The following is a 26767-nucleotide window of genomic DNA, read 5'->3' as shown; positions in this document are numbered from 1 at the left end:
CTCATTCGCCAAAGCACCAGGGCATCAAGCTTTGAGCGCGTGCGGCCGTGCCGTGCACAACGATAGTGCGCTTGTGCGTAAAAGACAGGCCGCCTGAGAGTTCTCTCGTCGCGGCGGCAATCTCAATCTAGTCCGGTTCGGTAATTGATCTCCGACGTTTGGCGGCGCAGACTGAAATGCCAGATGGCACTTCGTTTTCAGAACTTCCTGCTGCCCATACGGCGCGTTTCGGCGACTCTGGGGTGATTGAAGCAGTCAAACTCGCGAATGCCGGGTCAATGTCGATCAATGGCAGAAGTTCTAAAGGGAAGCTGGATGAGCCTTGTCCAGGAACAGACCTCCACAAGAGCAATCAAGCTGGATGGGATTGTTAGCTCCAAGAACTTCGATTCAGTGATCGAGTTGGCCGCTCGTCCGATGTTTTGGCTTGAGCGACAGCTTTTTTTGCTGTTGAGCACCAAGCTTTGAATCATGTCGCACTCTCCGAACAGGGAATGGCAAAATGAGCGGCGAATTTTCGACCTGTCCGATCGTCGCGGCGCCAACAATGGCCGAAGAGCCAATCCGCAGCAGAACGACCCAACGCCGTTGAAAGGGGAGACTGTTCAAATGGCCTCTGCCTCTCAGGCTGTAGCTTCGGAAGATGTGGCACTCTCGGTGCGTGACCTGACCGTGAGCTTGCCGGCCGGGATGGAGCGGGCTCACGCCGTCGAGAACGTCTCCTTTGATCTGAAGCGTGGTCAGATACTGTGCATCATTGGAGAGTCCGGATCGGGCAAGTCGGTCACAGCCAATGCGATCATGGGGCTTCTGCCCAAGGCGATACGTGTTACCTCGGGTTCGATCGACCTGAATGGGACCAACATCGTAGCCATTTCGCCCGATAAGCTCCGCAACCTTCGCGGCCGCGTCGTCTCGATGATCTTTCAAGATCCGCTCTCAGCGCTCAATCCGCTGATGACCGTGGGCGCGCAGATCGAGGAAGTGATGGCAGCGCACGACGTTGGGACCGCGAAATCCCGTCGCAGCCGCGCCATAGACTTGTTGGTTGAAGTCGGTCTTCCCGATCCGCAACTCATGTATCACCAGTATCCATTCCGGCTTTCGGGCGGGCAACGGCAGCGGGTGATGATCGCCATGGCCCTGGCTCTTGAGCCCGCGATCCTGATTGCGGACGAGCCGACGACCGCACTCGACGTGACGACGCAGGCGCAGATCCTCAAACTGATCCGCGACATTCAGCGCCGCAAGGGAATGAGCGTGATGTTCATCACCCATGACTTTGGAGTCGTGGCGGAGATTGCCGATTCCGTTGTGGTGATGGAGAAGGGCCATTGCGTGGAGCAAGGCAGTGCCGAGCAAGTGCTCAAGTCGCCCAGTCACCTCTATACGCGCCGCCTGATCGCGGCCGTGCCGCACCTGACCGGCAAGGACCGCAATCCGTTGGAAGCCGCCGACAGGGCGTCAATCCTGAAGGTCGAGTGTCTGGTCAAGACCTATCGCAGCGGCAGTGCGCTTTTCCGCACGCAGCGCATCGTGACTGCGGTCAATGGTGTCTCGTTCGATCTCACGCAGGGCCGCACGCTAGGCGTTGTCGGAGAAAGCGGTTCGGGCAAATCGTCGCTCGGCCGGCTGCTGATCAAGCTCATGGAGAGCGACGGTGGCTCGATTCTGTTCGAAGGCCGCGACGTCGCCGGGCTTACCGAGGCCGAGTTTCGGCCGCTGCGGCCAAAAATCCAGATGATCTTCCAGGATCCTTTTGCGTCGCTCAACCCGCGCTCGACGGTCGGGCAAATTCTCACAGTAGGGCCGGTCGCGCACGGCGTGCCGCACAGAGAGGCTGGTGAGCGGGCGCGTGAGCTTCTGTCCCATGTGGGCCTGGATTCAGGCGCCTTTGAACGCTATCCGCACGAATTCTCCGGCGGGCAGCGCCAGCGCGTCGGCATCGCCCGGGCGCTGATGTTCAAACCAAAATTGCTGATCGCCGACGAAGCCGTCTCCGCGCTTGACGTGTCAATCCAGGCCCAGATCCTGAAGCTGCTGGACCAGATTCAGCGGGAGACTGGCGTCTCGATGATCTTCATCACGCATGATCTGCGCGTCGCCAGCCAGATCTGCGATGAAATTGCGGTTATGCATCGAGGACAGATCATCGAACGCGGACCGCCGTCGCAGATCTTCCTGGACCCGAAATCCGCCTACACGCGCGAGCTCGTCGCTGCCATCCCCGGCGAGCAGCCAAGGGGCGCTCGCGCGCTCGCGGGAGTCAATGAACACCGGCGGGACACAGCCAAGAACGAGGAGAGGTCATGACGGAAGCTTATTTTGACTCGAGCTATTCACGGCGCAATGCACTTCGATTGATGGTGGCCGGGGCTGCCGGCCTCGCTGCACCAGGCCTGTTGGGTACGCCCGCCTTCGCTCAGAAGGCTCCCGCCAAACCGAGCGGTCGCATCGTCGTCGGACTTGGACAAGAGCCGACAGTCTTCAATCCGCTGATGGTACACATTGAAGTCGATGATGGTGTCCATTTCTCGGTTTTTGACGCGCTGTTCCGGATCGACCCAAAAGGCGAGATTCAGCCCAACCTTGCCGTCGAAGTACCGAACCAGAAGAACGGCGGCATTTCGGAGGACGGTCTCAAATGGCACCTTCGTTTGCGTGATGATGTCCGCTGGCACGACGGCAAACCCTTCACGGCCGAGGATGTGAAGTTCACCCTCGAACTGATCACCAACCCGGACTTCCGGAGTTGGCGCACCGCCGGCCATGCCCTCGTGCGCGACATCACGGTGATCTCGCCCACGGAGATCTCGTGGCGAATGGAACAGGTTTTTGCGCCTTATCTGTCGTTCCTCACCGAAACCTTCATCGTGCCCAAGCACATCCTCGAGAAGGAGGCCAATCCAAACAACGCTGCCTTCAACCAGGCGCCTGTTGGCACCGGCGCGTTCAAGTGGGGCCAGCGGGTCGCAGGCGATCATCTCGAGCTCGTGGCTAACTCCGAATATTTCGGAGAAGGCCCTCACATCGAGAAGCTGATCTTCAAATACATTCCCGACCTCACCGTCCTCTACACTCAGTTCAAGAGCGGCGACGTGGACCTGATGGGGCAGCCGTACATCACAGCTGACCATTACGAGGAAGCCAAGGCGCTGGCGAACCGAGTTGTGACACTGGTCCCAAAGGCCTCATTCGAGTCCTTTTACCTGAATCTGGAGCGTCCACAGTTCAGGGAGCTTGCAGTCCGTGAGGCGCTCTATGCAGCCATCGACAAGGAATCGATTATCCAGGGGCTCTATTACGGCGTGCCGACTCCGACGGAGACCTTCATGCCGAGGCAGGCCATCTACTATAACCCCAATCTTCCAGCGCACGCATACAATCTGGACCGCGCGCGCCAGATCCTCGACCAAGCCGGCTGGATGCCCGGGCGGGATGGCATTCGGGCCAAAAGCGGCGTCCGCCTGTCCTTTGCCAGCTCGACCACTTCAGGCGATCCGCTTCGCGAGCAGGTGCAGCAGTTCTTGCAGCAGACATTTTCTCAGTTGGGCGTCGAGATGAAGATATCGAACTTGCCCGCCGCCGTGATGTGGGGCGAGTTCTGGCAGCAATCGCAATTCGATTCCGTGATCGTCGGTAGCACGTATCTGATCGGTGCTGACCCGGACGTGACCAATCGCTTGCACTCGCGTTCGATTAGAACGAAGGGCGGGCGTGGTTCGAATAATGCGCAGTATTCAAATCTAGAGGTCGATGCCTTGCTCGATCAAGGGGTTCGCAGCTTCGATCCGGACGCGCGGCGCACGATCTACCGTCGGGTACAAGAGCTTGTTCGTCGCGACCTGCCCTTCCTTCCGCTGTACCAGATCAATGCGGTCCAGGGTAACAAGAAAGGCATTTCCGGGGTCGCGCCGAACGTCAACACGCGCACTGAATCTTGGAACGCGCTGGCTTGGTCTTGGGCGAGTTGACGTATCGCCGCCCGGGGCCCGGATAGGCGCAGGGCGGCGACCGACTAGCCGCTGTCAAGTTAATATGGAGACTCGAATGCCCGGGTTCCTGCTCAATCGTTTTTCGCAGAGCATCGTGCTGTTGGTGATCGTCTCGATCATCGGCTTCACGGTGCTCAACTTCATGCCGGGCGGTCCTCTCGCGCAGTTCGGTCTGGATCCCGGCATGACTCAGAAGGACATTGAGCGACTGGCAGAGCAGCTCGGGCTGAACCGGCCGCTGTGGATTCAGTATTTTGATTGGGCTTGGCGGCTGGTTCAAGGCGACTGGGGACACTCTTTCCGCGACGGCACGCCGGTGCTGGCGGTGATTGGGCGTCACCTTTTCGCGACGTTGCTGCTCATGGGCACCTCCACGGCACTGGCCATCGCCATTGGTTCCTGGATCGGAATCCGCGGTGCCACCCACCGCTATTCCCTGTTCGATTATTGCGCGACGATCGGCGCCATGGTCGCGCTGTCGGTCCCGACCTTTTGGTTCGGTCTCGTCGGCATCTATATCTTCACGCTGAAGCTCGGTTGGGTGCCTGCAGGGAACATGTACACGATCGGTGACGGCTCGGTGCCGGACTACTTGCATCACCTGATCCTGCCAAGTTTGGTGCTGTCGCTGGTCCACGTCGCGGTCTGGAGTCGCTACATGCGCACCGCGACACTCGATGCACTGAGCCAGGATTTCGTCAAGACGGCTCGCGCCAAGGGCCTGAGTGAGCGCCGCATCCTGCTGAAGCATGTCGTCGGCAATGCGCTGTTGCCGATGATCACGCTGGCTGGGGTGCAGTTGCCGAGCATTCTGACTGGCGCGTTGGTCACTGAGACCATCTTTACCTGGCCGGGAATGGGGCGGCTGTTTCTCGACAGCCTCGGCTACAGTGATTATCCGATGGTCATGGGGCTGTTGATATTCTCAGCCATCCTTGTCGTGCTGGGCAATCTCGTCGCAGACATCCTTGTCGCACTCGTCGATCCGCGCATTCGTCTCAGCTGAAGACGCAGGTTCGTGCCGTCAACAGGAGTCCCAATTATGACTGACATCGCCGCCCACCTCCCTCCAATTCGCTGGTGGCACAGCCGCGGTGTGCGCCGCTTCATGCGACACCATCTGGCGCTGCTCGGATTCGCGATGATCGCCCTGCTCGTGTTGGCGTGCGTCTTGGGCCCCTACGCCTTGCCTTACGACTCGCTCCACATAGATATGCGCGCCCGTTTTGCTCCTCCGTTGAGTGGTCATCATTATTTCGGCACTGACCCGTTGGGGCGAGACTTGGCTGTGCGGCTGTTGATGGCTGGGCGCGTCTCACTGCTGGTGGGATTCTCCGCGATGTTGTTGTCAACGCTGATCGGAACGCTCGTTGGCGTGACCGCAGGCTATCGCGGCGGCTGGATCGGAGCGGCGCTGATGCGCACGGTGGATGGCTTTCTTTCCTTCCCCTCGATTTTCCTCGTGCTGGCGTTGGCGGCGACGCTCCGGCCCAGTCCGATGATGATCACTGTCATCATCGCTGTCACGAGCTGGATGGAGGTTGCCAGGATCGTCGAAGCCGAGGTCCGTTCGCTGCGCGAGCGCGAGTTTGTCCAGGCCGCGCGCATGGTCGGTCTGAGCGGCAGGCATATCATGCTTCGCGAAATTCTGCCCAATGCCACCGGTCCGATCATTGTGGCCGCAAGCCTCACCGTCGCCCGTGCGATTCTTCTGGAGGCCTATATCAGTTTCCTCGGTTACGGCATCCAACCACCGCTGCCCAGCTGGGGCAATCTGCTCAACGGCGCCCAGCAATATCTGGCCAGCGCTCCCTGGCTTGCCATCATTCCAGGCGCGGCGATTACGATCGCAGTGACCAGCTTCAACTTCATCGGCGACGGGTTGCGCGATGCGCTTGACGTTAGAGATGACCACATTTGACGGCTTGAGCCCAGGTGGCAGGCAGCGGACAGCGTTGAAGGCTATCCGGCAGAACCTCCTGATAGCGTAGACGTCGCAAGCACCGCGTTGGCTGATCAGAATCCGTCTTGTCAGTAATCCAAGGCCACCTTTAACACCCGAGAAGTCAGCGACATGCACGAGCCCAGAGCCGCAGAGAAGGACACGCCCTATTGGTGGGAAGCCGCACCACTTAGGTCGCTGCCTCAACAGACTCTTCCCAAGAAACTTGACGTACTGATCGTGGGCGCTGGCTATGCCTCTCTTTCGGCCGGGCTGGTGCTGGCGCGCGAGGGACGCTCGGTTGCGGCCTTTGACGCGATGACTCCGGGCGAGGGCGCCTCGACGCGCAACGGTGGAATAACCAGCGCAAGCATACGGCCGGATTACGCGGCGATCTCCCGACGCTTCGGCGAAGACAAGGCGTTGGCAATCGAGGCCGAAGGCAAGATCGCCCGCGAATTCCTTTACGATTTCATCAAGACTGAAGGGCTCGCCTGTGATTTCCGACTGGTCGGGCAGTTCAAGGGCGCGTTCGGATATGAGCAGTACGACACGATGGCGCGTAGCGCGGAAGTATTAGCGAAGAGGCTGCGGATCGAGTCTCACGCCGTACCCTATGCCGAGCAGCGCAGTTACATCGGCACCGATGTCTACCGGGGTGGAACAGTCCGGATGGATATCGGTGGGCTACAACCGGCGAAGTTTCACGCTGAACTGCTTCGCGTGGCGCTCGCTTCGGGCGTCGCGGTTCATGCGGACACGCCCGTCATCTCAATTGAGAGGGACGGCTCCGGATTCCGCATCGTGACCTCGGCCGGTTCGGTGCAGGCGCGTCAGGTTCTGGTTTGCACGAATGGCTATACTGATAGCGCCGTTCCCTTCCTGCGCCGCAGGCTGGTCCCGGTTCGCAGCCGGATCATTGCAACCGAGGAGCTCGCACCTGACGTCATAGCGCGGCTGATGCCCAAACGCATGATGATGACCGAGAACCGCCAGATCGGGTTCTATTACCGCCCATCGCCCGACGGCAAACGTATCCTGTTAGGGGGGCGCGACAGCTCTCGTGTCGGTAACCCGGTGGCTCCAAAGCTCCTGCTGCGCAAGGGGCTGGTGAACCTTTTCCCCGAACTCGAGAATGTTCGCCTTTCGCACAGCTGGTTCGGCAATGTGGCGATGAATCGCGACATGCTCCCGCGCATCTTCGAAGAGGACGGTGTGGTTTATGCCACTGGCTTCTGCGGTTCAGGCGTCGTCTGGGCGCCTTGGATCGGGATGCACGCGGCCCACAAGCTGATGGGAAACCACGAACGGGCGCGCACCGCCTTTGACTTCCGTCCGCCGGACTCCATCCCGCTCTATCGTGGCGATCCCTGGTTCATGCCCGCCATGATCTGGGGATATCGGATGCAGGATCATTTCGCGCTGTGGCGCGACCGCCGCTGACGGCTGGAAGCTCCATCGGGCATTCTCAAAGGTACAACCCGGGTCATGGAGCTGGCGGCACTGCCGCCTCTCGAAAGAAGAGCATCGATGCACTACGTATCCACGCGCGGACATTCAGGTCGCAGACAGTTCTGCGAGACATTGCTTGAAGGCCTCGCCGAGGACGGCGGGCTGTACGTACCTGAGACCTACCCGCGTGTGGACGCCGCTACATTGGATGCATGGCGTTCCTTGTCCTATCCCAGCCTCGCCTTCGAGGTCCTGTCGCTCTACGTCAGCGATATTCCGCCCGCTGACCTGAAGGCAATCTGCGAAAAGACCTACACGCCCGAGATATTTGGAGCTTCGAGCATCGTTTTGCTTCGAAAGCTGGAGACGCGGCTTTACCTCCAGGAATTGTCGAACGGTCCTACGCTGGCGTTCAAGGACATGGCCATGCAGTTGCTCGGCAATCTGCTCGAGTACGAACTGGCACGCCGGCACGACGAATTGAACATTCTTGGGGCCACCAGTGGCGACACCGGGAGCGCTGCGGAATACGCAATGCGCGGCAAGAAGGGGGTGCGGATCTTCATGATGTCGCCCCTCGGACGGATGAGCTCCTTTCAGCAAGCTCAGATGTTCAGCCTGCAGGACGCCAACATCCACAACATCGCCATAGATGGCGTGTTCGACGATTGCCAAGACATCGTCAAATGTGTGTCCAGCGATCTGGAATTCAAACGACGATATAAGATAGGTGCAGTGAATTCGATCAACTGGGCCCGACTGGTCGCGCAGGTCGTCTATTATTTCTCCGGCTATTTTCAAGTCTCCGAAGGGAGGTCAGCAGGCGTTGACTTTTCCGTGCCTTCAGGAAACTTCGGAAACATCTGCGCTGGTCATGTTGCGCGCATGATGGGACTTCCAATATCCCGTCTCGTTCTTGCGACCAACGAAAACGACGTGCTCGACGAGTTTTTCCGCACCGGCGTTTATCGCGCCAGAAGCCGAGCTGACACGCTTGAAACATCGAGCCCTTCCATGGATATTTCCAAGGCGTCAAATCTCGAGCGGTTCATCTTCGATTTACTCGGTCGCAACGCCAGTCGGACGAAATCGCTGTTTGAGAACCAACTTCGGAAATGCGGTTCGTTCGACCTCAGCGGTGATCCCAGCTTCGTAACGGCGGCGGCGCGTTTTGGATTCCGCAGCGGCAGGAGCACCCATGCCGATCGACTGGCGACGATCCGTGACACGTGGGACCGCTACAACACAATGATCGATCCTCACACTGCGGATGGTGTGACGGTCGGGCGCATGCATGCGAACCCCGAGACGCCGATGCTTGTGCTCGAAACTGCACAGCCAATCAAATTCGCTTCGACGATCAAGGAAGCGTTAGGCCGGCAGCCAGATCGTCCGCAACGGTTCGATGGACTAGAAGGGCTGCCGAGGCGAGTCAAAGTCCTTCCCCCGGATGGACGGGCCGTGAAGAACTACATCGCCGACGTCGTGCAGGGTGCGACGTGCTGAAGGGTCGGTTTCGGATCGAGGAGTGTTTCAGCCTCGGCCGGAGTTGTCATGCGACGAGGTTCGCAACGCAAAAGCGACCGCGACGTTGCAAGCACGCCTGAGGATGGCGACCGGTGTCAGCGGACGCGAGTAAAGTTGCGGTCGGCCCTCACGGGTTCGGCGGGTCTTGGCGCGAAGCTGACCTTGGCGCACGAGCCGCTGACAGCAGATTGTCTCTTCTACCGTATCATCAATGCAATACCCTGCCGAACTTTGCGTCAGTCTGATCGCGTAATGCTGTCGGAGCCAAGGTACGCTGCAATTCGTGTGAACATCGTCAGACGGACCTCGCCGTGTCAGGCACTGACGATTAGTCCGGTAACCGAAGCGAGAGACGTCGACGCATCATGGCAACCGCAGCTACCCAGGCCGGAGATCGCGCGAACGAAGACGTGGCCCTGATCCCTTTCGCGAGAGCGCACCTGAAAGGTGCGCTGAAGCTCTCGCAGGAGATGTCTTGGCCGTATCTGCTCAAGGATTGGGAATTTGCGCTGCAGCTTGGCCGCGGTTTCGTGGTGACGAGTGCGGGTGCTGTGGTAGGGACCGCGCTGTGGTGGCCTTACGGCGACACCCATGCTTCCGCCGGAATGATCATCGTCTCGAAAGCCGTTCAGGGACGGGGTTACGGGGCCCGGCTGATGGACGCGCTGCTCGCGGCGGCACGACCACGGATCATCACGCTGAATTCGACGGCAGAGGGCCTTGCGCTTTACGCACGCCGCGGCTTCGCGAGCATCGGCATGCTGCACCAGCATCATGGCGTTCCTCGCCAGCGCCGCGACACGCCGCCGCTCGCAAACGTCAGATTGATGGTTCCATCGGACTTCGGGGCGATCGTGGAGCTCGATCACGAGGCCTCCGGCTGGACGAGGCGCGAGATGCTGAACCGGCTGATCGAGGTCGGCGACGGCTACGTCCTCTTGCGTGACGGCACGCCCCGCGGCTACGCCATTTCCCGTCTCTTCGGCCGCGGGCATGTCATCGGCCCTGTGGTTGCCGAGAGCCCGACTGATGCGCGCGCATTGATCGAGGCCGCGCTCGCGCCCCTCGGGAGTGTCTTCGTCCGGATCGACACCTCTGCCTCCTCGCAGCTCGGGGACTGGCTCGAAAGCATCGGGCTGCAGCAGGTCAGCGACGCCACCACCATGGTCATGGGGGCGCAGACGCCATCGACCGGGCCAGCGCGCAGGTTCGCGGTCGCCAACCAGTCGTTCGGCTAGGAGACCTTGAGATGCAACGCTGGGATATGCGCGGGATCGATGTCCACAACGCCGCGCCATGCGAAATAGCCGCGACGGTCGGCGCGTTGGCGACGCCGGCCCTCCTGCTCGACAAAGACCGGCTGGATCGCAATCTCGCCCGTCTGTCCTCTCGTATGGCCGCGGCTGGCGTCGTGCTGCGCCCCCATATGAAAACCGCGAAATCCATTGAGGTCGCCCGGCGCGCCTATCCCTCCGGGCCCGGGCCGATCACCGTCTCCACCTTGGCGGAGGCTGAGTACTTCGCGCAGTACGGTTTCCGTGACGTGACATATGCCGTCGGCGTGGCACCGCACACCGCTGAAAGGGCGATCCGTCTCCGCAAAGCCGGCGTTGACCTTAAGGTGCTGCTCGATTCCCCTGAACAGGCGGCGATGTTGGGCGCGGCCGCGCACGCCGCCGGCGTGACGCCCTCCGCCTTCATCGAGATCGACTGCGACGGCCATCGCGGGGGGCTGACCGCCACCGATCCCAAACTCATCGCCGTCGCGGCGGCCCTGGCCGAGGCCGGCGTCACGCTCGCCGGCATTCTCACCCATGCCGGCGAATCTTACAGCCTTTACACGTCCGATGCTCTCGTCGCGGCAGCAGAGAACGAAAGGGCCGTGGCCGTGGCGGCCGCGGAGACATTGCGGGCGGCGGGGCATGAATGCCCGGTCGTGAGTGTCGGTTCGACGCCGACCGCCCATTTCGCCGATGACCTGACCGGTGTCACGGAGATGCGGGCCGGCGTCTACATGTTCTTCGATCTGGTGATGCACGGCGTCGGTGTTTGCACGACCGACGACATCGCGATCTCGGTTCTCGCCACCATCATCGGCACGAAGCCGGAGAAGGGATGGATCTTGGTCGATGCGGGCTGGATGGCACTGTCACGCGATCGCGGCACCGCGGCGCAGCGGGTTGACCAAGGTTACGGTCTCGTCTGCGATCTGTCCGGCCAACTCTATCCGAACCTGATCGTCGCGCAGGCGAGCCAGGAGCACGGCATCCTCGCCGTCAGGTCCGGATCGGCTGCAGCCCTCCCGCATATCCCGATCGGCGCGAAGGTCAGGATTCTGCCCAATCATGCCTGCGCGATGGCGTCACAGCACGAACTGTACAATGTCATCTCGGCGGGAAGTGACGCAATCGAAGCTCAGTGGCCGCGGATGCGCGGCTGGTAAACCTGAAACAGAATCGGGCGGCGATTTGCGCATGCCCAGCTTCCGCTGGTCGGCGCCTATTACCGGATCAAGGATCGCTTCCAATGACCTCGGCCGTTCGACACCTGACGGAAGCCGGCTTCCTCGGCAAATTCTACATCGACGGAGAATGGCGCAAGCCCAGCGGATCGGCGATGGCGGTCGTCGTCAACCCGGCGGCCGAGCAGCCAATCGCCGAAGTCGCGCTCGGAAACGACGAGGACGTGGAATACGCGGTCGCCGCGGCCAGACGAGCCTTCGCGGGCTGGTCTTGCAAGCCGGCTCCGGAGCGTGCAGCGCTGCTCGACCGGATCCATGGTTTGCTCCTGGAGCGGCTCGAGCTGTTCGCGCAGGCGATCACGAGCGAGATGGGGGCCGCTATCACCTATGCGCGCCGCGCCCAGGTGCCGCTGGCCGCCGAACATATCCGCGTCGCGCGTGACAATCTCGCGACCTATTCTTTCATCAGCCCGCGCGGCAGCACCGCCCTCATGCGCGAGGCGATCGGCGTCTGTGGTCTCATCACCCCTTGGAATTGGCCTCTCTACCAGATCACAGCCAAGGTCGGTCCGGCGCTCGCGGCGGGCTGCACGGTGGTGTTGAAGCCAAGCGAATTGTCGCCCCTGAGCGCCTTGATGTTCGCCGAGGTGATCGACGATGCCGGTTGTCCGCCCGGCGTATTCAACCTCGTCAATGGGACCGGTCCCGTCGTGGGCACCGGTCTGGCGTCGCATCCGCAGGTCGACATGGTCTCGATCACCGGCTCGACCCGTGCCGGAGTTCTCGTTGCGCAGGCGGCTGCGCCCACCGTCAAGCGGGTTGCCCAGGAACTCGGTGGCAAGTCGCCAAATATCATTCTGCCGGATGCCGAGCTGAGCCGGGCCGTTCCACTCGGCGTCGGCGCCGCTTTCCGCAATCTCGGCCAATCCTGCAGCGCGCCGACGCGCATGCTTGTGTCCCGCTCGCAGATGGCGGAGGTTGAGGCTCTCGCCGCGGCGGCTGCTTCCGAAATAGTGGTCGGCGATCCGCTTTCGGAATGCACGACCCATGGTCCGATCGCCAACCGGCCGCAGTTCGAGCGCGTCCAGACTATGATCGACGTCGGCCTGGAGGAACGCGCCAAGCTTGTCATTGGCGGGCCGGGGCGGCCCGACGACCTTCAGATCGGCCTCTATGCGCGGCCGACGATCTTCTCGAACGTCCGTCGCGACATGAGGATAGCTCAGGAGGAGATCTTCGGCCCGGTGTTGTCTATCATTCCATACGATTCGGTTGACGAGGCGATCGAGATCGCCAACGACACGGTCTACGGCCTCGGCGCGCATGTGCAGGGCACTGATATGGACACCGCGAGGAAAGTGGCTGGGCAGATCCAGTCCGGTCAGGTCCATCTCAACTATCCCGACTGGGATCCGAACGCACCTTTTGGCGGATACAAGCGTTCCGGGAACGGCAGGGAATACGGCTGCGAAGGCATGGAAGAATATCTCGAGACCAAGGCCGTTCTCGGATTTTATCAATGAAACGCTACCTCTAGGGCGAGCCGTTCAAAACTAAGATGCTGCATGCAAGGTAGCGCCGAGCCCTTGAGGAGGGCGAAGTTAAATCATTAGATCAGATTGCACTGTTCCTGCAGCCATGAAGCAAGATAGTTCGCTTTCCCAGACAGTTCAGTTTCTCCCGCCCAGATAAGGCCATAGTGGCTTTCGTCAGGATCGAAACCGGCAGGTGCGATGAGCCGCCCTCTATCTACGTCGTCCGTTGCAAGGACCCGCGGGCTGAGGGCAACGCCCAATCCGGCCAATGCTGCTTCAACGATGAGGAAGTGGTGATCGTAGAAGCGTATCTCCGTGGGGCGCCGCACCGACGGGTGGGTGGAAAGCCACCGCGACCAAGCGTCCGCCCGAGTCTTCGAACCTAGGGCGATGTAGTTTCCTGAGGCAAACACCGGCGCGAGCTGAGGGCTCATGACCGGTCCTACCCTTTCAGGAAAAAGGCGCCGGACGTGCCACGCCTCTGGGAACGCAAAGTCGAGCCGACGTATAGCAAGATCGATCCGATCGCGGCGAAACTCGACGGGGCCGCCGGCGACTGAGAGATGTAGAGCGATGTTAGGATGGACGGCCTGAAAGTTTGCAAGCCGTGGAATAAGCCAGCGCATAGCGACTGAAGGCTCGCATGAGAGAACGAGGGAATTCTGCTGTGCGTTGGCAGCACGCAAGCTCTCAACGGTTGTCGCCAGCTCGGTGAAGAAACGGCCGAGGGTGAGGTTGAGCACTTCTCCAGAAGCCGTGAGGCGCAAGCCACGTCCGCTTTTTTCAAAGAGTTTGAAGCCAAGGTCTTCCGAGAGTTTGGTGATACGGCGGCTCACAGCCCCATGGGTCAAGGCAAGGCTGTTCGCGGCAAGCCGAACCGACCCCAGCCGCGCAGTGGTCTCGAACGCACGTAAGTCGTCCAACGAAGGTATTTCTGATCGCCTCATTGGTGACCTGATATCACTGATGTAGCGCAAAAACTATCGCTTTTCATGCTAGATTAGCTTGGCATAATTGATCCATGCGAACCAATGGCGAATACACAATCGGTATTCTGGCCGATGACCTGACCAGCGCCGCCGATGGGGCCGGTCCGTTTGTCGAGCGGTGCCTGCGAGCCGTTGTCGGCCGACGTCGGAGGCCGCTAGAGGATGCAAAGATCATCGCCGTCGATAGCGGATCGCGATCGGTACCAGCTTCGCAAGCGGCACAGCGGGTGTCGGAACTTGCCGAGCAGCTCGCTTCACGGGATGTCCTCTACAAGACCGTGGACTCGACTCTTCGCGGGCATGTGACGGCCGAGATGGAAGCGGCCTTCGTGGCAAGCGGCCGCAAGATGCTGGTCTTTGCACCGGCGTTCCCCGGCGCTGGGCGTACAACCGTCAGCGGCATTCAGCTTGTGGGCGGCATTCCTGTCGCGGAGACCGAATACGGTCGCGACCCCGTCCATCCTGCGCGACATTCTCGGCTGGCTGAGCTCGTTCCGGCCTCCATTGGAAGCGTCGTCATCCTTGATGCTGCGACACAGGCCGATCTCGACAAACAAGTTGCCGCCCTGCCGGATCCGGAGTCGATCCTATGGGTGGGCTCTCCGGGCATGGCCCTTGCTCTGGCGAAGCGTCTTGCGCCGCTTGCGGTGGCGTCGAACGTGACCGTCACGGTTTGTGGCGACATTCTTGTTGCTATCGGCAGCGCCAATCCGCGCAGCCATCGTCAGGCCGACTGCATTGCAATGGAGCCTGGAATCGCTCTGCTGCGGGCTCCGATCGAACGGATGAATGATCCCGGATCCGTCCTGCACGACATTGCCCAAACTGCGGCTCGACGGTTGGCCGACGAGCGTTTCGACATGGTGATCGCCACAGGCGGGGACACCATGGAGGCGATCCTGGATGGCCTGGACATTTATGAGTTCGAGATCCTGCAAGAGCTCGAGCCGGGCTTTCCGCTTGGCCGCACGTCCCTCGGAGATGGACGAGAGCTACTGATCGCCATGAAGGCAGGCGGCTTTGGCGACGACGATACGCTGCGTCGTGCGATCACGCAGCTCCGCCTCGGCACCTCGGTATCAGAACTGGTTGTATCATGACCCAATCCGCTCCCCTCGCCATCACAATGGGCGATGCCTCCGGCATCGGCCCGGAGATCGTGGCGAAGACATTGGCCAAAGCCGGCGAAGGCACGGTCGTATTCGGCAGCTACGTCGTGATGGAGAATATCGTCCACCGTCTGGGCCTCGAGCTGACGGTCAGGCGTATCGCCGGACCTGAAGAGGCGCGCTCTGAGCCGCGGTCCATTGAGGTTGTCGAGGCGACGCAAATCATCGCGCCGCCTCCGCTCGGGAGCGTCAGCGCCATGTCCGGCCAAGCTTCCTTCGATGCCATCGTCGCCGCCGTCGCGGCAGCCAAGGCCGGCAAGGTCAGCGGCATCGTCACCGCACCGATCAACAAGGAAGCGATGGCAAACGCGGGCATTCGCTATCCCGGGCACACCGAAATCCTCGCCGACTATGGTGGTGCGAAGCGCGTTGCGATGATGCTGGCGAACGACGATATCCGCACGGTTCTCGTCACCATCCACACGTCGCTGCGCAAGGCCATCGACCAAGCGGATTTCGATGCCCAGATGTCAGCGATCCGGCTCGCAAATGAGGGCGGCAAGGCCCTCGGGATCGCGGCGCCGCGCATTGCGGTCGCAGGGCTCAACCCCCATGCCGGCGAAGGTGGTCTCTTCGGCGACGAAGAAATCCAGATCATACGGCCTGCGATCGAAGCAGCCCGCGCCGAGGGCGTCGACGCCAGTGGCCCCTGGCCCGGGGACACTGTCTACATGCAGGCCCGCAAGGGCCGCTTCGATGTGGTCGTGGCCCAATATCACGATCAGGGCCTGATCCCGGTGAAATATCTCGGCCTCGAAAAGGGTGTGAACATCACGCTCGGCCTGCCGTTCGTCCGTACAAGCCCTGATCACGGCACGGCATTCGACATTGCAGGCCGAGGCATCGCCGACACCGGCAGTCTCGAGACCGCCCTGACTTACGCGCGAAGGCTCGTCGCCGCGCAAATTAAGACCAAAGAAGGGGTAGTCTAATGGGCCTTCGCTTCATCTTCATGCTCACGCGCAACGATCGCACCGTCGAGGACGCCTCTGAACAACTCAAGACCGCCCTCAGCCTTGGCGTTCGCCACATCGGTTTCAAGGACATCGGCCTGCCGATCGATCGACTCAAAGTTCTCAACCAGGTCATCAAGGCAGACGGCGCCACCTCCTATCTCGAAGTCGTCTCACTCGACCGGCAAAGTGAGATCGTTTCGGCGAAAGCGGCGGTTGAAATCGGCGTCGACGTCTTGCTCGGCGGCACACGTCTTGACGACGTGCTGCCGATCCTTGCTGGCACCGGCATTCAATACTGCCCCTTCCCGGGTCGCATTACCGGTCACCCGAGCGTGCTCGAAGGGAGCATCGAGGAGATCGTTGAGAGCGCCAAGGCGCTCGCCCTGCGGGAGGGCGTGTATGGCCTCGACCTGCTCGCCTATCGCTCCAAGGAAGACGTCCCGGCCCTCATCAAAGCGGTGTGCGCGGCGGTGCCCAAGCCCGTCTATGTGGCCGGCTCGATTGATACGCCTGAGCGGATCGCCATCCTGAAGGACGCAGGAGCCGCCGGCTTCACTATCGGCACGGCCGCGTTGGACGGCAAGTATCCGGCCGACGACAAGGACGTCGCTCGCCAGCTTGGGGCCATCATTCGTGACGTGGCCTCCCTGAACCGACATCTCTCCCCACTCCACAAGAGGAACCTGGCCAACTCGTTCGGGCAGCTCAAGGAGACTTGGATCGCGGGTCAGATTAACGACATGCAGATCAAGCTCGCCAAGTTCGCGGGCGAGTTCGCCTGGCGCTTTCACAGGAGCGGTGACGAACTCTTCCTCGTGCACAAGGGCCGCCTGCTGATGAAGTTCCGTGATCGGGACGAGATCATCGAGCAAGGCGAGTTCATCGTGGTCCCGCATGGGGTAGAGCATTGCCCTGTCGCGCTGGACGACATCTGCGAGGTCGTGCTGCTCGAACCCGGCACATCCATGGATGCCGGCACCGCTCACGACCTCGAAGGCTAGACCGTCTGCCTGCGATCGGAACAAACGCCCGACGCTCGTGGTTCAGGACATCACTCGTCCCGGTGTCGCCGACCCAATCGCGACGGTCTGGGTCCATTTTGCTGGGGCATCGAAAAGCGGTCCGGTCTCCGTGGACAAGCAGGTCGCGTCGCCATTGCGCCGAACTGGGACGATCGCGCTTGAGCAGCTCGTATCGCACAAGCGCTCAAAAACCCGAACATCTTGCGAAGTTCTAGGTGATTTCAGCACATTCTATCGCGCGCACGATGCGATGAAGGGCTGATCGGAACTTTGCTTCCGCATTCTTGGCAGCTGAGGTTCGTTGGAACATGTCGCCCCAAGTCGAGCGCATTCACAGCGATGAGCGTCTCCCGGTCGAGGCCGACGTCGTCATCGTCGGCGGCGGCATCCTCGGCTCTACGGCCGCCTATTACCTGGCGAAGCGTGGCCTCTCTGTGGCGCTGCTCGAGAAGGGCCACGTCGCCTGTGAACAATCGAGCCGAAACTGGGGTTGGTGCCGCCAGCAGAACCGCGACCGGCGCGAACTGCCGCTCTCGGTGCTCTCCATGCGGCTGTGGGACGAGCTCACGCGCGATATCAATCGGGACCTAGGATTTCGGCGCTGCGGTCTCGTCTATGCGACCCACGACGAGGCTGTGCTCGCGGGCTGGGAAAAGTGGCGCGAGCTCGCCAGGGAGTACGACGTCGATACCCGGGTGCTGAGCCGGGCGGAGGTGGCCGAGCGCGTCCCCGAAGCGCGCGGCAAATGGGTCGGTGGGACCTATTCGGAGCGGGACGGCAAGGCCGAACCTGCGCTGGCCGCGCCGGCTATCGCCGAGGGGGCCAGAACTCTGGGCGCCACGATCCACCAGGGATGCGCCGCGCGGGCGCTCGACTTGGCCAATGGCAAGATTGCAGGCGTGCACACGGAGAAGGGCTATATCAGAACCAGCGCGGTGCTGTGCGCCGCCGGCGCCTGGTCCTCGCGCTTCCTTCGGCCGCTCGGAATCAGTTTCCCCCAAGCGAGCATCCGGCAGACCGCGCTGCGTTCTACCCCGACAATCAACATCGGCGAGGCGGTCTCGACACCCTACTGCACGATCACGCGCCGACTGGACGGCAGCTATACGCTTGCGATCAGCGGCAAGGCGAACCTCGAAATCACGCCCCAGGCGATCAGGTACAGCCGGGAATTCATGCCGCAGTTCTTGCGTCGCCTGAAGAACGTCAGGATTGGTGTCGGCCAATCGTTCGTTTCGGGGCCGGATTCAATGGCGGCGTTGCTGACCAACGATCGGATCTTCGAGCAGAATCGCGTGCTGGATCCTCCGCCCTTGAAATGGCTGGTGAACCAAGTGGTGAAGAGTGTCCGGAAAACCTTCCCCCAACTCGGCGAAATCAAGATCGATAGCGCCTGGGGCGGCTTCGTCGATTGCACGCCTGATGCAGTGCCTGTCGTGTCGAAGGTGGACGGGGTGGAAGGCCTCGTCCTCGCGGCGGGCTGCTCGGGTCACGGCTTCGGTTTGGGCCCGGGGCTCGGCTATCTGGCCGCACAGCTTCTCGTCAACGACACGCCTTGCGTCGATCCCGCACCGTTCCGGCTGTCGCGTCTGACCGACGGCTCGAAGCTGAACATCTCCGCCATCTGAAGATCGAGCCGGAAGTCAGGCCTGACGCGTACCGAGCGAAGCCAAGGTTCCGGCAGACGAGTGAGCGGGACTCCATGTTTCCGCGCCGTCAAGTCCGCCGGCTTATGGACGCAAAACGGTAGGAGTTGGTCGAGTTCGTCAGGTTCTACGAAGAAACCTCAAGCTGCTCACGCGACGGCATCAGGAATTCCTCCCCAACCTGAGCCACTCCTTCGGAGTGGCTCTTTCTTTAAGGACAAGGCGATTTGGGCAATCGAGGTACCCCAGCCGACGATGCACCGTTCGACCCGCGACGAAAGATCGCCAGCGCGCCGCCGATGATTCAAGAGGCAGACGTCTCGCCCAGCGGACGAACGATTGCGCCGGCGTTCATGATATCAGCCGGATCAAAGGCGGTCTTGATCCGGCGCATCGCCGCGATACGCCCAACATCGCCGTATCGCTCCAGAAGGTGCTTTTTGAAACGACCGACGCCGTGCTCCGCGCTGAACGTGCCGCCGAGCGCCGCGGCCGTGTCGTAGAGTTGCAGCGACAGGCTGCCTTCGATCCGCTCGGTGAACTCCAGTCGGTCGACATCGGGAGGAACGAGCACGTTATAGTGCAGATTACCGTCGCCGACATGGCCATAGACGGACAGCTCAAGGTCGGCGTCATACGATCGCACCTGCGAACCGGCCAAATCCAGAAAGTGTTGAATAGACGAAAGCGGCACCGAGATGTCGTGCTTGACCGATCCGTTCCGGCATTTCTCGCCCTCGGGGATGGTCTCGCGGAGCCGCCACATCGCGGTCCGCTGCGATCCGCTCTGCGCCAGCAATGCGTCCTCGATCCATCCGGACTCTATCGCCTCGGCCAGAACGGCTTCCATCAGTTCGTCGAGATCGAGATGACGTGAGGAAGAGGCGAACTCGACGAGGACGGCGCCTGCTGGGCCCGCTCCAAGCGAGGGGGGGGCGGTCATTGCTGCGGTTGCGAGCGCGATGGATCGGGCCGCCATGAATTCGAAAGTGGTCAGCAGATCCGCGGACTCGCGACGGACCAGGGCGAGAAGCTCAGCGAGCGGCGCGCCGCTCGCGAGCTTCAGCCAGGCAGTAGCGCGGCGGGTCGGCAAGGGCGCGAGACGCAACACTGCGCCGGTGACGATGCCGAGAGTCCCCTCGCTTCCGACGAAGCACTGTTTGACGTCATAGCCGGTATTGTTCTTCCGCAGCTTGCGCATGTCGGACACCACCGTCCCGTCCGGCAGCACCGCCTCGATTCCGAGCAGCAGATCGCGCGTCATCCCGTACCTGACGACCGACAGCCCGCCCGCGTTCGTGCCGATGTTGCCGCCGATCCTGCAACTGCCTTCCGCGCCGAGGCTGAGCGGCAACAGAAGTCCGGCAGCCGCCGCGGCGTCCTGTATGTTCTTCAGGATGACGCCGGCATCGACAGAGATGCTCATGGAGACGGGATCGATTTCGCGGATCCGGTCCATCCGCTCGAGGCTCACGACAATCTGGCGCCCGGAGGCATCCGGCGTCGCGCCGCCGCAATAGCTGGTGTTGCCGCCTTGTGGAACAATTCCGATACCGTGGTGCGCCGCCAGCCGTACAATGTCGGCGACCTGCTTTGTCGTCGCCGGCTTCAGCACGGCAAACGTCGAGCCCGTGAAGAGCTGGCGCTGATCCGTTGTGTAGGCCGCGATCCGCGCTGGATCGTCAACGACGCCCCTGTCGTCCAGAAGATCGCGAAAGGCGTGAACGTGTACCGACTGAGACATGCTTCAGCTTCCAATGGGCGTTATCGGATCATTTTCGCGCGTTTGTGCGGCATTGTTTGCCGTTCGGTCGCGGTTCCGAAGACACCAATGCCGAAATGCCACGATGTTCGGCAGTTTGCGCCGGTGCAGCCTCGTATTGAACGCCTTCATCGCGAGTCCCTTCGGATTTCGGAGGAGGCAATCGATGACTCGGCAGACAATCTATCGGAGGCCAGTATTTCGAAAAAGCGCGCCAGTTCGACCGCGTCGCCACCTACTCAACCTGTCGTTCGACGAGAGCGACCGGCTGCGGCTCCGTCGGAATCGTGAATTTCACGTGGACGCATGGACGTGCGTGGACCGCGCGAGAACGGCGGCTTCTGGCGGGCTATCAAGGTGCGAGGCCGGGAGTTAAGCTGCCCTCCGGTAAGAGAACAGCGCCTCCACAGTAGTGGGCCCAGCCATGTAGCGGTCTCCTGACTCGAACCCCCGACGCCTCGTCCTGTCGCGTGCTGCGCGTATTTGGTACCGGGACATTCCGACAAATGGAAATCCAATTGTGGATTTAATGCACGTTCAACGAGTCTTTTGTCGGAATGGCCATTGATCTTACAGATAAATCATACGCCTCTTAATCAGCGGGTCCCAGGTTCGAGCCCTGGTGCGCCGACCACTCTCAAGCGATTGGCCCGCAAGCACGCTTTCCTCCTAAAACCGAAACCGCGTGGCACCGATTTGGCACCGCCAAACGGGAGGCCGTGACGCGCCAAAATATTTCTTGCGTCATGCGTTGGGTTCTTACTCCGTGCTTGTGGTGGATAGTAATACCATGCGGTGGATCAAGGTATTTCGTCCTAAGAGAACAGAATGAGATCGCTGCGACAGCAGATTGAATCTAACAGCGGCCCGATTCGAGCATAAGGTTCCCGAGCGTGCATCGGCGCATGCGGGGCGCGGGGCTATGCCAGGCCCTGTGAGTGGGTTAAGCCACGACTGACAGGATGCTGCGTAGCACGGCTTGGCCGGTTGCTCTAGCTAGGGAGCGCCATTGCCGTTTCGCTGACGACGTCGCCAATCGATCATCGCCATTGCTGCGCTTCCCGTGGCTTAGCGGATACTCGCCACAATTTCGAGCCGGTTCTTCTCGAGCCAGGCCACGGCGTCGGGTCCATCGACGACGCATTCGAAAGTTTCCCAGGTTGGGTGCTCCTGGGATTCCGGTTGCAGTCGCTTTGCTGCATACTCAACGAGGTCGTGCAAGCGTTCGTATCCTCGTCGGCGCTCAAGGGACTCTGCAATCGCCGTGCTGACCCATCCTCGTTGGGCCAAATCGATAATGCTCGGAGCGTCAGCCTCGTTGAACCAAGTTGTGGCATCGAACTCGATGCAGCGGAGATTATCGGCGGTATGGCAAGTCGCGTGGATCATGGGAGTCCTCCGTTTCGCCGGCCAAATTTCACATCCCTGCCTCGCACGCCCTCAGGCTTTGACCAGATCCCCCAGCAAGTTCGCGGCCACAGTCAGCTTGGCGAGCGTCAGTCCGGTGGCGGCAATTTCCTCGACCGAGCGGCGGATGCGCGTCGCTTCGGGGTGAGCCGCGAGCCAGGTCTCGACGGCCTGCTGGCCGGACTGGCCGGTTGCCAGCATATGCGCTGCCAGTCTTCTTTCGGCGCAAGCGATCTGCTCAACGGCGCGATCGATGGCCATACGTTCGAAATAATCGTTTGCCAGCACGCTGCGCGCGGCGGCAATGATCCGGTCGAGCCGGAAATTCGCCTCGGCGGCAAAGAATGTCGCGGCGGCATCGCTGATGCTGCGGCTGGTGCGCTCCGCCACGGTCACGATATCCGGTGCCGAGACCAGGAAGTCGAGATCGGCGAGTTCGCAGGCGAGGCCGGCCGGGACGCCGGCATCAGTCAGGTCCTGCCGACGCTTGGCACGTGCGGGCTGCAAGTCCGTCGGCAGGGTGGTGTCGAGCCCGGCGACGATCTGGCGGATAGCTTGGCCGAAGCGCGCGACAACGGCCTCCAGCCCGTCCTTGAAATCGACATTGCGCACGTACCAGACCATGCGGGAGAGCAGGAGGTCCTGGATCGCCGCGTAGAGGCTGAGCTGCAACTGCCCGTCGATACGTGTGTCGAGCGCGTCGATCTCGTCATTGAGCCGCCTGAGCTCGTAGATCGCGTCCACCGCCACCTGCGCCATGACGATGGTCCAGATATCGGCGTCGGTCTCGTCGGTCAGGCGCACGACGCAGGCCGGGCCCCCGCGGTTGATCACGGCATTGACGAGACTGGTTGCGATGATCTCGCGTCGGAGACGATGGAGCTCGACCGCGCTCGGGAACTTGTCGGGAACCTCGCGCGGGAAGTAAAGGGTCAGTCTGCGGGCGAGATAAGGATCGTCCGGCACGCTGGTGAGGAGCAGGTCCTCGTAGAGCGTCAGCTTGGCGTAGGCGAGCAATACGGCAAGCTCCGGCCGTGTCAGGGCTTGGCCGCGCCGCGTGCGCTCGGTGAGCGCTGCGTCGTCCGGCAAGAACTCGACGGAGCGGCTCAGCAAACCGCGCTGCTCGAGCGACTGCATCAGGCGGGTGAGGAAGCCGGTCTCGGCCACGCCTTTGCGCTCGGCGAGCGAGAGCGCCAGCGTCTGCAGGTAGTTGTTGCGCAGCACCAGCGTGCCGACCTCGTCGGTCATCGTAGCTAGCAGGCTGTTGCGGTCGGCGGGGCTGAGGCGTCCCTCGCGTTCGGGGCGCGCCAGCGCGATCTTGATATTGACCTCGAGGTCGGACGTGTTCACACCGGCCGAGTTGTCGATGGCGTCGGTGTTGAGCTTGACGCCCTTCTGCGCCGCTTCGATGCGGCCGCGCTGGGTGACGCCGAGATTGGCGCCTTCGCCGATCACCCGGGCGCGAACATCGGCGCCCGCGATGCGGATCGGATCGTTGGCGCGGTCACCGGCCTGATCGTCGCTCTCTCCCGATGCGCGTATATAGGTGCCGATGCCGCCAAACCATAGAAGGTCGGCGCGCGCTTTCAGGATCGCGGTCATCACCTCGAACGGCGTAGCCTGCGGCTTGTCGAGATCGAGCAGGCTCCGCACTTCCGGTGCGAGCGGGACCGCCTTGAGCGTGCGCGAGAACACGCCGCCGCCTTGCGAGATCAGCGACTTGTTGTAGTCCTGCCAGCTTGATCGCGTCAGGTCGAACAGGCGCTTGCGTTCGGCGAAGCTGATCGTCGGATCGGGGGAGGGATCGATGAAGATGTCGCGGTGATCGAAAGCCGCCACGAGCTTTGTCGCCGGCGAGAGCAGCATGCCATTGCCGAAGACATCGCCGGACATGTCGCCGACGCCGACCACGGTGAAAGGCATGGTCTGAATATCGGTGCCGAGCTCGCGGAAGTGGCGCTTGACCGCTTCCCAAGCGCCGCGCGCTGTGATCCCCATCTTCTTGTGGTCGTAGCCCTGGCTGCCGCCGGAGGCGAAGGCATCGCCGAGCCAATGGTTCTTTTCGGCCGAAATCGCATTGGCGATGTCGGAGAAGGTCGCGGTGCCTTTGTCGGCGGCGACGACCAGATAGGGGTCGTCGCCGTCATGCCGCACGGTCGAACCGGGCGGCACGATGATGTCGCCGTCGAGATTGTCGGTGAGTTCGAGCAGCGAGCGAACGAAGATGCGATAGGCTTCGGTGCCCTCCGCGAGCCAGGCGTCGCGATTGGAAGGCGGCGGCAGGCGCTTGGGCACGAAGCCGCCCTTGGCGCCGACCGGCACGATCACGGCGTTCTTGACCTGCTGGGCCTTGACCAGGCCGAGGATCTCGGTGCGGAAATCCTGCGGCCGATCGGACCAGCGCAAGCCACCGCGCGCAACCTTGCCGAAGCGCAGGTGAATGCCTTCGACACGAGGCGAATAGACGAAGATCTCGTAGAGAGGTCGCGGCGCCGGCAAATCGTCGATCCGCCGCGCGTCGAACTTGAAGGAGATTACCGGACGCGGATGCCCATCCTCGCCGATCTGCCACAGATTGGTGCGGATGGTCGACTGCACCAGATTGGTGAAACGGCGCAGGATGCGGTCTTCGTCGAGCGAGGCGACGGATTTGAGCTGCTCCTCGATCTCGGCAAGGAGAGTTGTCTCGCGCGCCGAACGCTCGCGATCGGTAAGGTCAAGGCGCGGATCGCAGCGGGACTGGAACAGCGCGACGAGGTTGGCTGTGATCCCGGCGTTCTTGCGCAAGGTCTCCCACATATAGTCCTGGGTGAAGGGGGCGCGGATCTGGTGCAAATAGCGCGACAGTGCCCGGATGGTCGAGACTTCCCGCCAGCCGAGGGGCGTGCGCAGTATCAGGGCGTTGTATCCGTCGGATTCGGCGCGATCAGCGACCACCGCCATGATCGAGGCTTCCAGGCGATGGCTGAAGTCCGGGCTGATCTCGATCGGCTCGCCGTCGCTGGTCTCGATCGTCATGTCGTGCAGCCAGACCGGCTCGGGCCTGTTACCGGGCACGATCTGATAAGTGCGTTCGTTGACCACGCGCAGGCCGTGGTTTTCGATCACCGGTACGCGATAGGATAGCGATAGCGGTGCGGCGTCGGAGAACACCTTCAGCCCGAAGCGCCTGGGATCGTCCTCGCCCTTGTCCCGGTGCACCGAAATCGTCACCGGGCGGGCTGGGGTCAGCCTTTCGATGGTCGCGATATCGGCGATGGCCTGCTCCGCTGTGAAAACCTCGGTATAACCGCCGCTAAAGGATTGGGCATAGCGGTTGGCGAGCATGCGCGCCCGCATGCCGTCGGTCGACGCGGTGAGCGCGGCTTTCAGCTTGTCGGCCCAGGTCGCGGCAATGGCGCTGATCCCGGCTTCGAGCGTGGCGCGCTCGACGACGGGCGTCTTGCCTTCATAGCGCCCGATGATGAAGTGGACGCGCGCAAGCGCGCCTTCAGGGAACGATACGTAGGAAGCCGACAGGGTCCCCTTGTAGACCTGCGACAGGAAGGCTCCGACGCGCGTGCGGACGTCGGTGTCGTATTTGTCGCGCGGAATGAAGGTGAGGATGGAGACGAAGCGATCGAACTTGTCTACGCGCGCTAGCGCCCGGACGCGTGGGCGCTCGTAGAGAATCAGGACCTCGATGACGAAATTGTAGAGCGAGTCGACGTCGATCTGGAACAGCTCGTCACGCGGATAATCTTCGAGGATATGCATGAGCGCCTTGCCCGAATGGCCGTTCGGGTCGAAGCCGGCGCGCTGCAGCACCCGCGAAACCTTGTGGCGCACATAAGGGATCTGCCGCACCGAGCGGGTATAGGCCCCTGATGTAAACAGGCCGACGACGCGCAATTCGCCCTCGAGCCGGCCGTCGGGTGCATAGAGCTTGATGCCGACATAATCCATCCGGATGCGGCGATGGACGAGGCTTGAGACATTGGCCTTGATGACGATCAGCAGCGTCGGCTCGTGCATGAACTCGCGAATTTCCGATGTCATCACCACCATTTCGTTGCCGCGTCGCAGGACCTTCGTATCCGGATCGCGGAGGATGCCGAGGCCTTCGCCGGTCGTGATGTCGTCCGACGCATCGCTGTCGGGCGAGAAGCGATATTCGCGCACGCCGAGGAAAGTGAAATTGTCCGCGCAGAGCCATTGCAGGAACTGGTTGGCTTCGGCGACCTCGTCGATCGGCAGCGGCGGCGGATTGGAAGAGAACGTCTTGATCGCTTCCTCGACGCGGTCACGCATGGCGCGCCAGTCGGTGACGCAGGCGCGGACGTTGTTCAACGCCCTGGCGAGTCCGTCGATCAGCTTCTGGCGATCGGCGTCGGCGTCCAGGCGGGTGATATGGAGGTGAATCAGGCTTTCGCGTGCGCCCCTTGCTCCCTCTGGCAGTGCTTCGCCGTAGAAGCGCAGCAGCTTGCCCTCAGCATCGCGCTCCACTGCGATGATCGGGTGGGCGACGAGTGTGACTTCGATACCCTGCTCGGCGAGCTCTGCCATCGTGGAGTCGTACAGGAAAGGCATGTTGTCGTTGAGAATCTCGAGCACGGAAATCTCGCGCCCGTTCGGCAACGTCGGATTGACCACGCGGATATCGGCGCAGCCCGACGTGCGCCGCTGTACATGCTCCCAGGCGTGCTCCGCCAGGAGGGCGAGCGAGGCGGCATCGTAATTGTCGAGATCCTCGATATTGCTGTAGCCGAACAGAGGCTCGGCAAAGGCCCGGGAGCTCTTTCCCGGCGGCACGCTGCCTGCTGCGTCGCGGATCAGGGTTGCGCGGGCCTTGTCGTCACGCCACGCCATCGCGTCCTCCATTTGCCGCGCCGTGTCCGCATTATTATCATTTTGCGGTCACACCG

The 26767-nt window shown here is 61.8% G+C and carries 17 protein-coding genes; 13 read left to right on the top strand and 4 right to left on the bottom strand.

The features are described 5' to 3' along the window. Positions 1–609: 609 nt before the first annotated feature. The 9 genes from FXB41_RS31980 to FXB41_RS31940 all read left to right on the top strand — a co-directional run bounded on the left by FXB41_RS31980 (position 610) and on the right by FXB41_RS31940 (position 12900). On the top strand, positions 610–2313 hold the full coding sequence (locus FXB41_RS31980) for an ABC transporter ATP-binding protein (protein ID WP_007601126.1): 1704 nt from the start codon (positions 610–612) through the stop codon (positions 2311–2313). Further along, positions 2310–3974 carry a peptide ABC transporter substrate-binding protein gene (locus tag FXB41_RS31975; RefSeq protein WP_007601127.1) on the top strand — a complete coding sequence of 555 codons (1665 nt, stop codon included), beginning with the start codon at positions 2310–2312 and terminating at the stop codon, positions 3972–3974. The genes FXB41_RS31980 and FXB41_RS31975 overlap by 4 nt, the downstream gene beginning before the upstream one ends. Positions 3975–4050: 76 nt before the next feature. Further along, on the top strand, positions 4051–5001 hold the full coding sequence (locus FXB41_RS31970) for an ABC transporter permease (RefSeq protein WP_219684607.1): 951 nt from the start codon (positions 4051–4053) through the stop codon (positions 4999–5001). Between the two features lie 36 nt (positions 5002–5037). Next, positions 5038–5916 (top strand): ABC transporter permease, encoded by an 879-nt coding sequence (locus FXB41_RS31965; RefSeq protein ID WP_007601129.1) that lies wholly within the window; start codon positions 5038–5040, stop codon positions 5914–5916. A gap of 153 nt (positions 5917–6069) precedes the next feature. After that, positions 6070–7380, top strand: coding sequence for an NAD(P)/FAD-dependent oxidoreductase (locus FXB41_RS31960; protein ID WP_219684606.1), 1311 nt, complete (start codon positions 6070–6072; stop codon positions 7378–7380). Positions 7381–7467: 87 nt separating this feature from the next. Beyond that, positions 7468–8895: a threonine synthase gene (gene thrC / locus FXB41_RS31955; protein ID WP_219684605.1), complete on the top strand. Its 1428-nt coding sequence runs from the start codon at positions 7468–7470 to the stop codon at positions 8893–8895. A 386-nt stretch (positions 8896–9281) separates the two neighbouring features. Continuing rightward, on the top strand, positions 9282–10154 hold the full coding sequence (locus FXB41_RS31950) for a GNAT family N-acetyltransferase (protein ID WP_219684604.1): 873 nt from the start codon (positions 9282–9284) through the stop codon (positions 10152–10154). A 26-nt stretch (positions 10155–10180) separates the two neighbouring features. Next, on the top strand, positions 10181–11359 hold the full coding sequence (locus FXB41_RS31945; protein ID WP_246649386.1) for an alanine racemase: 1179 nt from the start codon (positions 10181–10183) through the stop codon (positions 11357–11359). Between the two features lie 83 nt (positions 11360–11442). Continuing rightward, positions 11443–12900: an aldehyde dehydrogenase family protein gene (locus tag FXB41_RS31940; RefSeq protein ID WP_219684602.1), complete on the top strand. Its 1458-nt coding sequence runs from the start codon at positions 11443–11445 to the stop codon at positions 12898–12900. Positions 12901–12986: 86 nt separating this feature from the next. Here the strand turns inward: FXB41_RS31940 and FXB41_RS31935 are convergent, their stop codons facing one another. Beyond that, entirely contained in the window at positions 12987–13889 is a 903-nt protein-coding gene (locus FXB41_RS31935) for a LysR family transcriptional regulator (RefSeq protein ID WP_246649385.1), read from the bottom strand. Between the two features lie 44 nt (positions 13890–13933). On the opposite strand from FXB41_RS31935, the gene FXB41_RS31930 reads away from it, so the two are divergent. The 4 genes from FXB41_RS31930 (at position 13934) to FXB41_RS31915 (ending at position 18676) form a co-directional block, all read left to right on the top strand. Next, entirely contained in the window at positions 13934–15001 is a 1068-nt protein-coding gene (locus FXB41_RS31930; protein ID WP_007601136.1) for a four-carbon acid sugar kinase family protein, read from the top strand. Then, positions 14998–16002: a 4-hydroxythreonine-4-phosphate dehydrogenase PdxA gene (gene pdxA, locus FXB41_RS31925; RefSeq protein ID WP_007601137.1), complete on the top strand. Its 1005-nt coding sequence runs from the start codon at positions 14998–15000 to the stop codon at positions 16000–16002. The genes FXB41_RS31930 and pdxA overlap by 4 nt, the downstream gene beginning before the upstream one ends. Then, the gene (locus FXB41_RS41820; RefSeq protein WP_219684601.1) at positions 16002–17027 is read left to right on the top strand and encodes a cupin domain-containing protein; all 1026 of its coding nucleotides are present in this window, start codon (positions 16002–16004) and stop codon (positions 17025–17027) included. The genes pdxA and FXB41_RS41820 overlap by 1 nt, the downstream gene beginning before the upstream one ends. Positions 17028–17356: 329 nt before the next feature. Beyond that, a complete protein-coding gene (locus FXB41_RS31915) occupies positions 17357–18676 on the top strand; it encodes an NAD(P)/FAD-dependent oxidoreductase (protein ID WP_219684600.1) in 1320 nt (439 codons plus the stop codon). A 322-nt stretch (positions 18677–18998) separates the two neighbouring features. Here FXB41_RS31915 and FXB41_RS31910 read toward each other — a convergent pair whose 3' ends face one another. The 3 genes from FXB41_RS31910 to FXB41_RS31900 form a co-directional block, all read right to left on the bottom strand. Next, on the bottom strand, positions 18999–20309 hold the full coding sequence (locus FXB41_RS31910) for an FAD-binding oxidoreductase (protein WP_311985929.1): 1311 nt from the start codon (positions 20307–20309) through the stop codon (positions 18999–19001). Positions 20310–21524: 1215 nt separating this feature from the next. Continuing rightward, the gene (locus FXB41_RS31905; protein ID WP_007601140.1) at positions 21525–21845 is read right to left on the bottom strand and encodes a hypothetical protein; all 321 of its coding nucleotides are present in this window, start codon (positions 21843–21845) and stop codon (positions 21525–21527) included. Positions 21846–21896: 51 nt separating this feature from the next. Continuing rightward, entirely contained in the window at positions 21897–26723 is a 4827-nt protein-coding gene (locus FXB41_RS31900) for an NAD-glutamate dehydrogenase (RefSeq protein WP_219684599.1), read from the bottom strand. Positions 26724–26767: the final 44 nt, after the last annotated feature.

The organism is Bradyrhizobium canariense, assembly GCF_019402665.1.
Taxonomy (GTDB): Bacteria; Pseudomonadota; Alphaproteobacteria; order Rhizobiales; family Xanthobacteraceae; genus Bradyrhizobium; species Bradyrhizobium canariense.
Note: the sequence above shows the minus strand (reverse complement) of the source record. Positions and strands in the feature narration are given on the sequence as shown.

Coding starts and splice junctions, on each gene's coding strand:
- FXB41_RS31960 (WP_219684606.1), top strand. CDS start 6,070: ATGCACGAGCCCAGAGCCGCAGAGAAGGACACGCCCTATTGGTGGGAA.
- FXB41_RS31980 (WP_007601126.1), top strand. CDS start 610: ATGGCCTCTGCCTCTCAGGCTGTAGCTTCGGAAGATGTGGCACTCTCG.
- thrC (WP_219684605.1), top strand. CDS start 7,468: ATGCACTACGTATCCACGCGCGGACATTCAGGTCGCAGACAGTTCTGC.
- FXB41_RS31965 (WP_007601129.1), top strand. CDS start 5,038: ATGACTGACATCGCCGCCCACCTCCCTCCAATTCGCTGGTGGCACAGC.
- FXB41_RS31975 (WP_007601127.1), top strand. CDS start 2,310: ATGACGGAAGCTTATTTTGACTCGAGCTATTCACGGCGCAATGCACTT.
- FXB41_RS31950 (WP_219684604.1), top strand. CDS start 9,282: ATGGCAACCGCAGCTACCCAGGCCGGAGATCGCGCGAACGAAGACGTG.
- FXB41_RS31915 (WP_219684600.1), top strand. CDS start 17,357: ATGTCGCCCCAAGTCGAGCGCATTCACAGCGATGAGCGTCTCCCGGTC.
- FXB41_RS31905 (WP_007601140.1), bottom strand. CDS start 21,845: ATGATCCACGCGACTTGCCATACCGCCGATAATCTCCGCTGCATCGAG.
- pdxA (WP_007601137.1), top strand. CDS start 14,998: ATGACCCAATCCGCTCCCCTCGCCATCACAATGGGCGATGCCTCCGGC.
- FXB41_RS31970 (WP_219684607.1), top strand. CDS start 4,051: ATGCCCGGGTTCCTGCTCAATCGTTTTTCGCAGAGCATCGTGCTGTTG.
- FXB41_RS41820 (WP_219684601.1), top strand. CDS start 16,002: ATGGGCCTTCGCTTCATCTTCATGCTCACGCGCAACGATCGCACCGTC.
- FXB41_RS31900 (WP_219684599.1), bottom strand. CDS start 26,723: ATGGAGGACGCGATGGCGTGGCGTGACGACAAGGCCCGCGCAACCCTG.
- FXB41_RS31930 (WP_007601136.1), top strand. CDS start 13,934: ATGCGAACCAATGGCGAATACACAATCGGTATTCTGGCCGATGACCTG.
- FXB41_RS31940 (WP_219684602.1), top strand. CDS start 11,443: ATGACCTCGGCCGTTCGACACCTGACGGAAGCCGGCTTCCTCGGCAAA.
- FXB41_RS31945 (WP_246649386.1), top strand. CDS start 10,181: ATGCGCGGGATCGATGTCCACAACGCCGCGCCATGCGAAATAGCCGCG.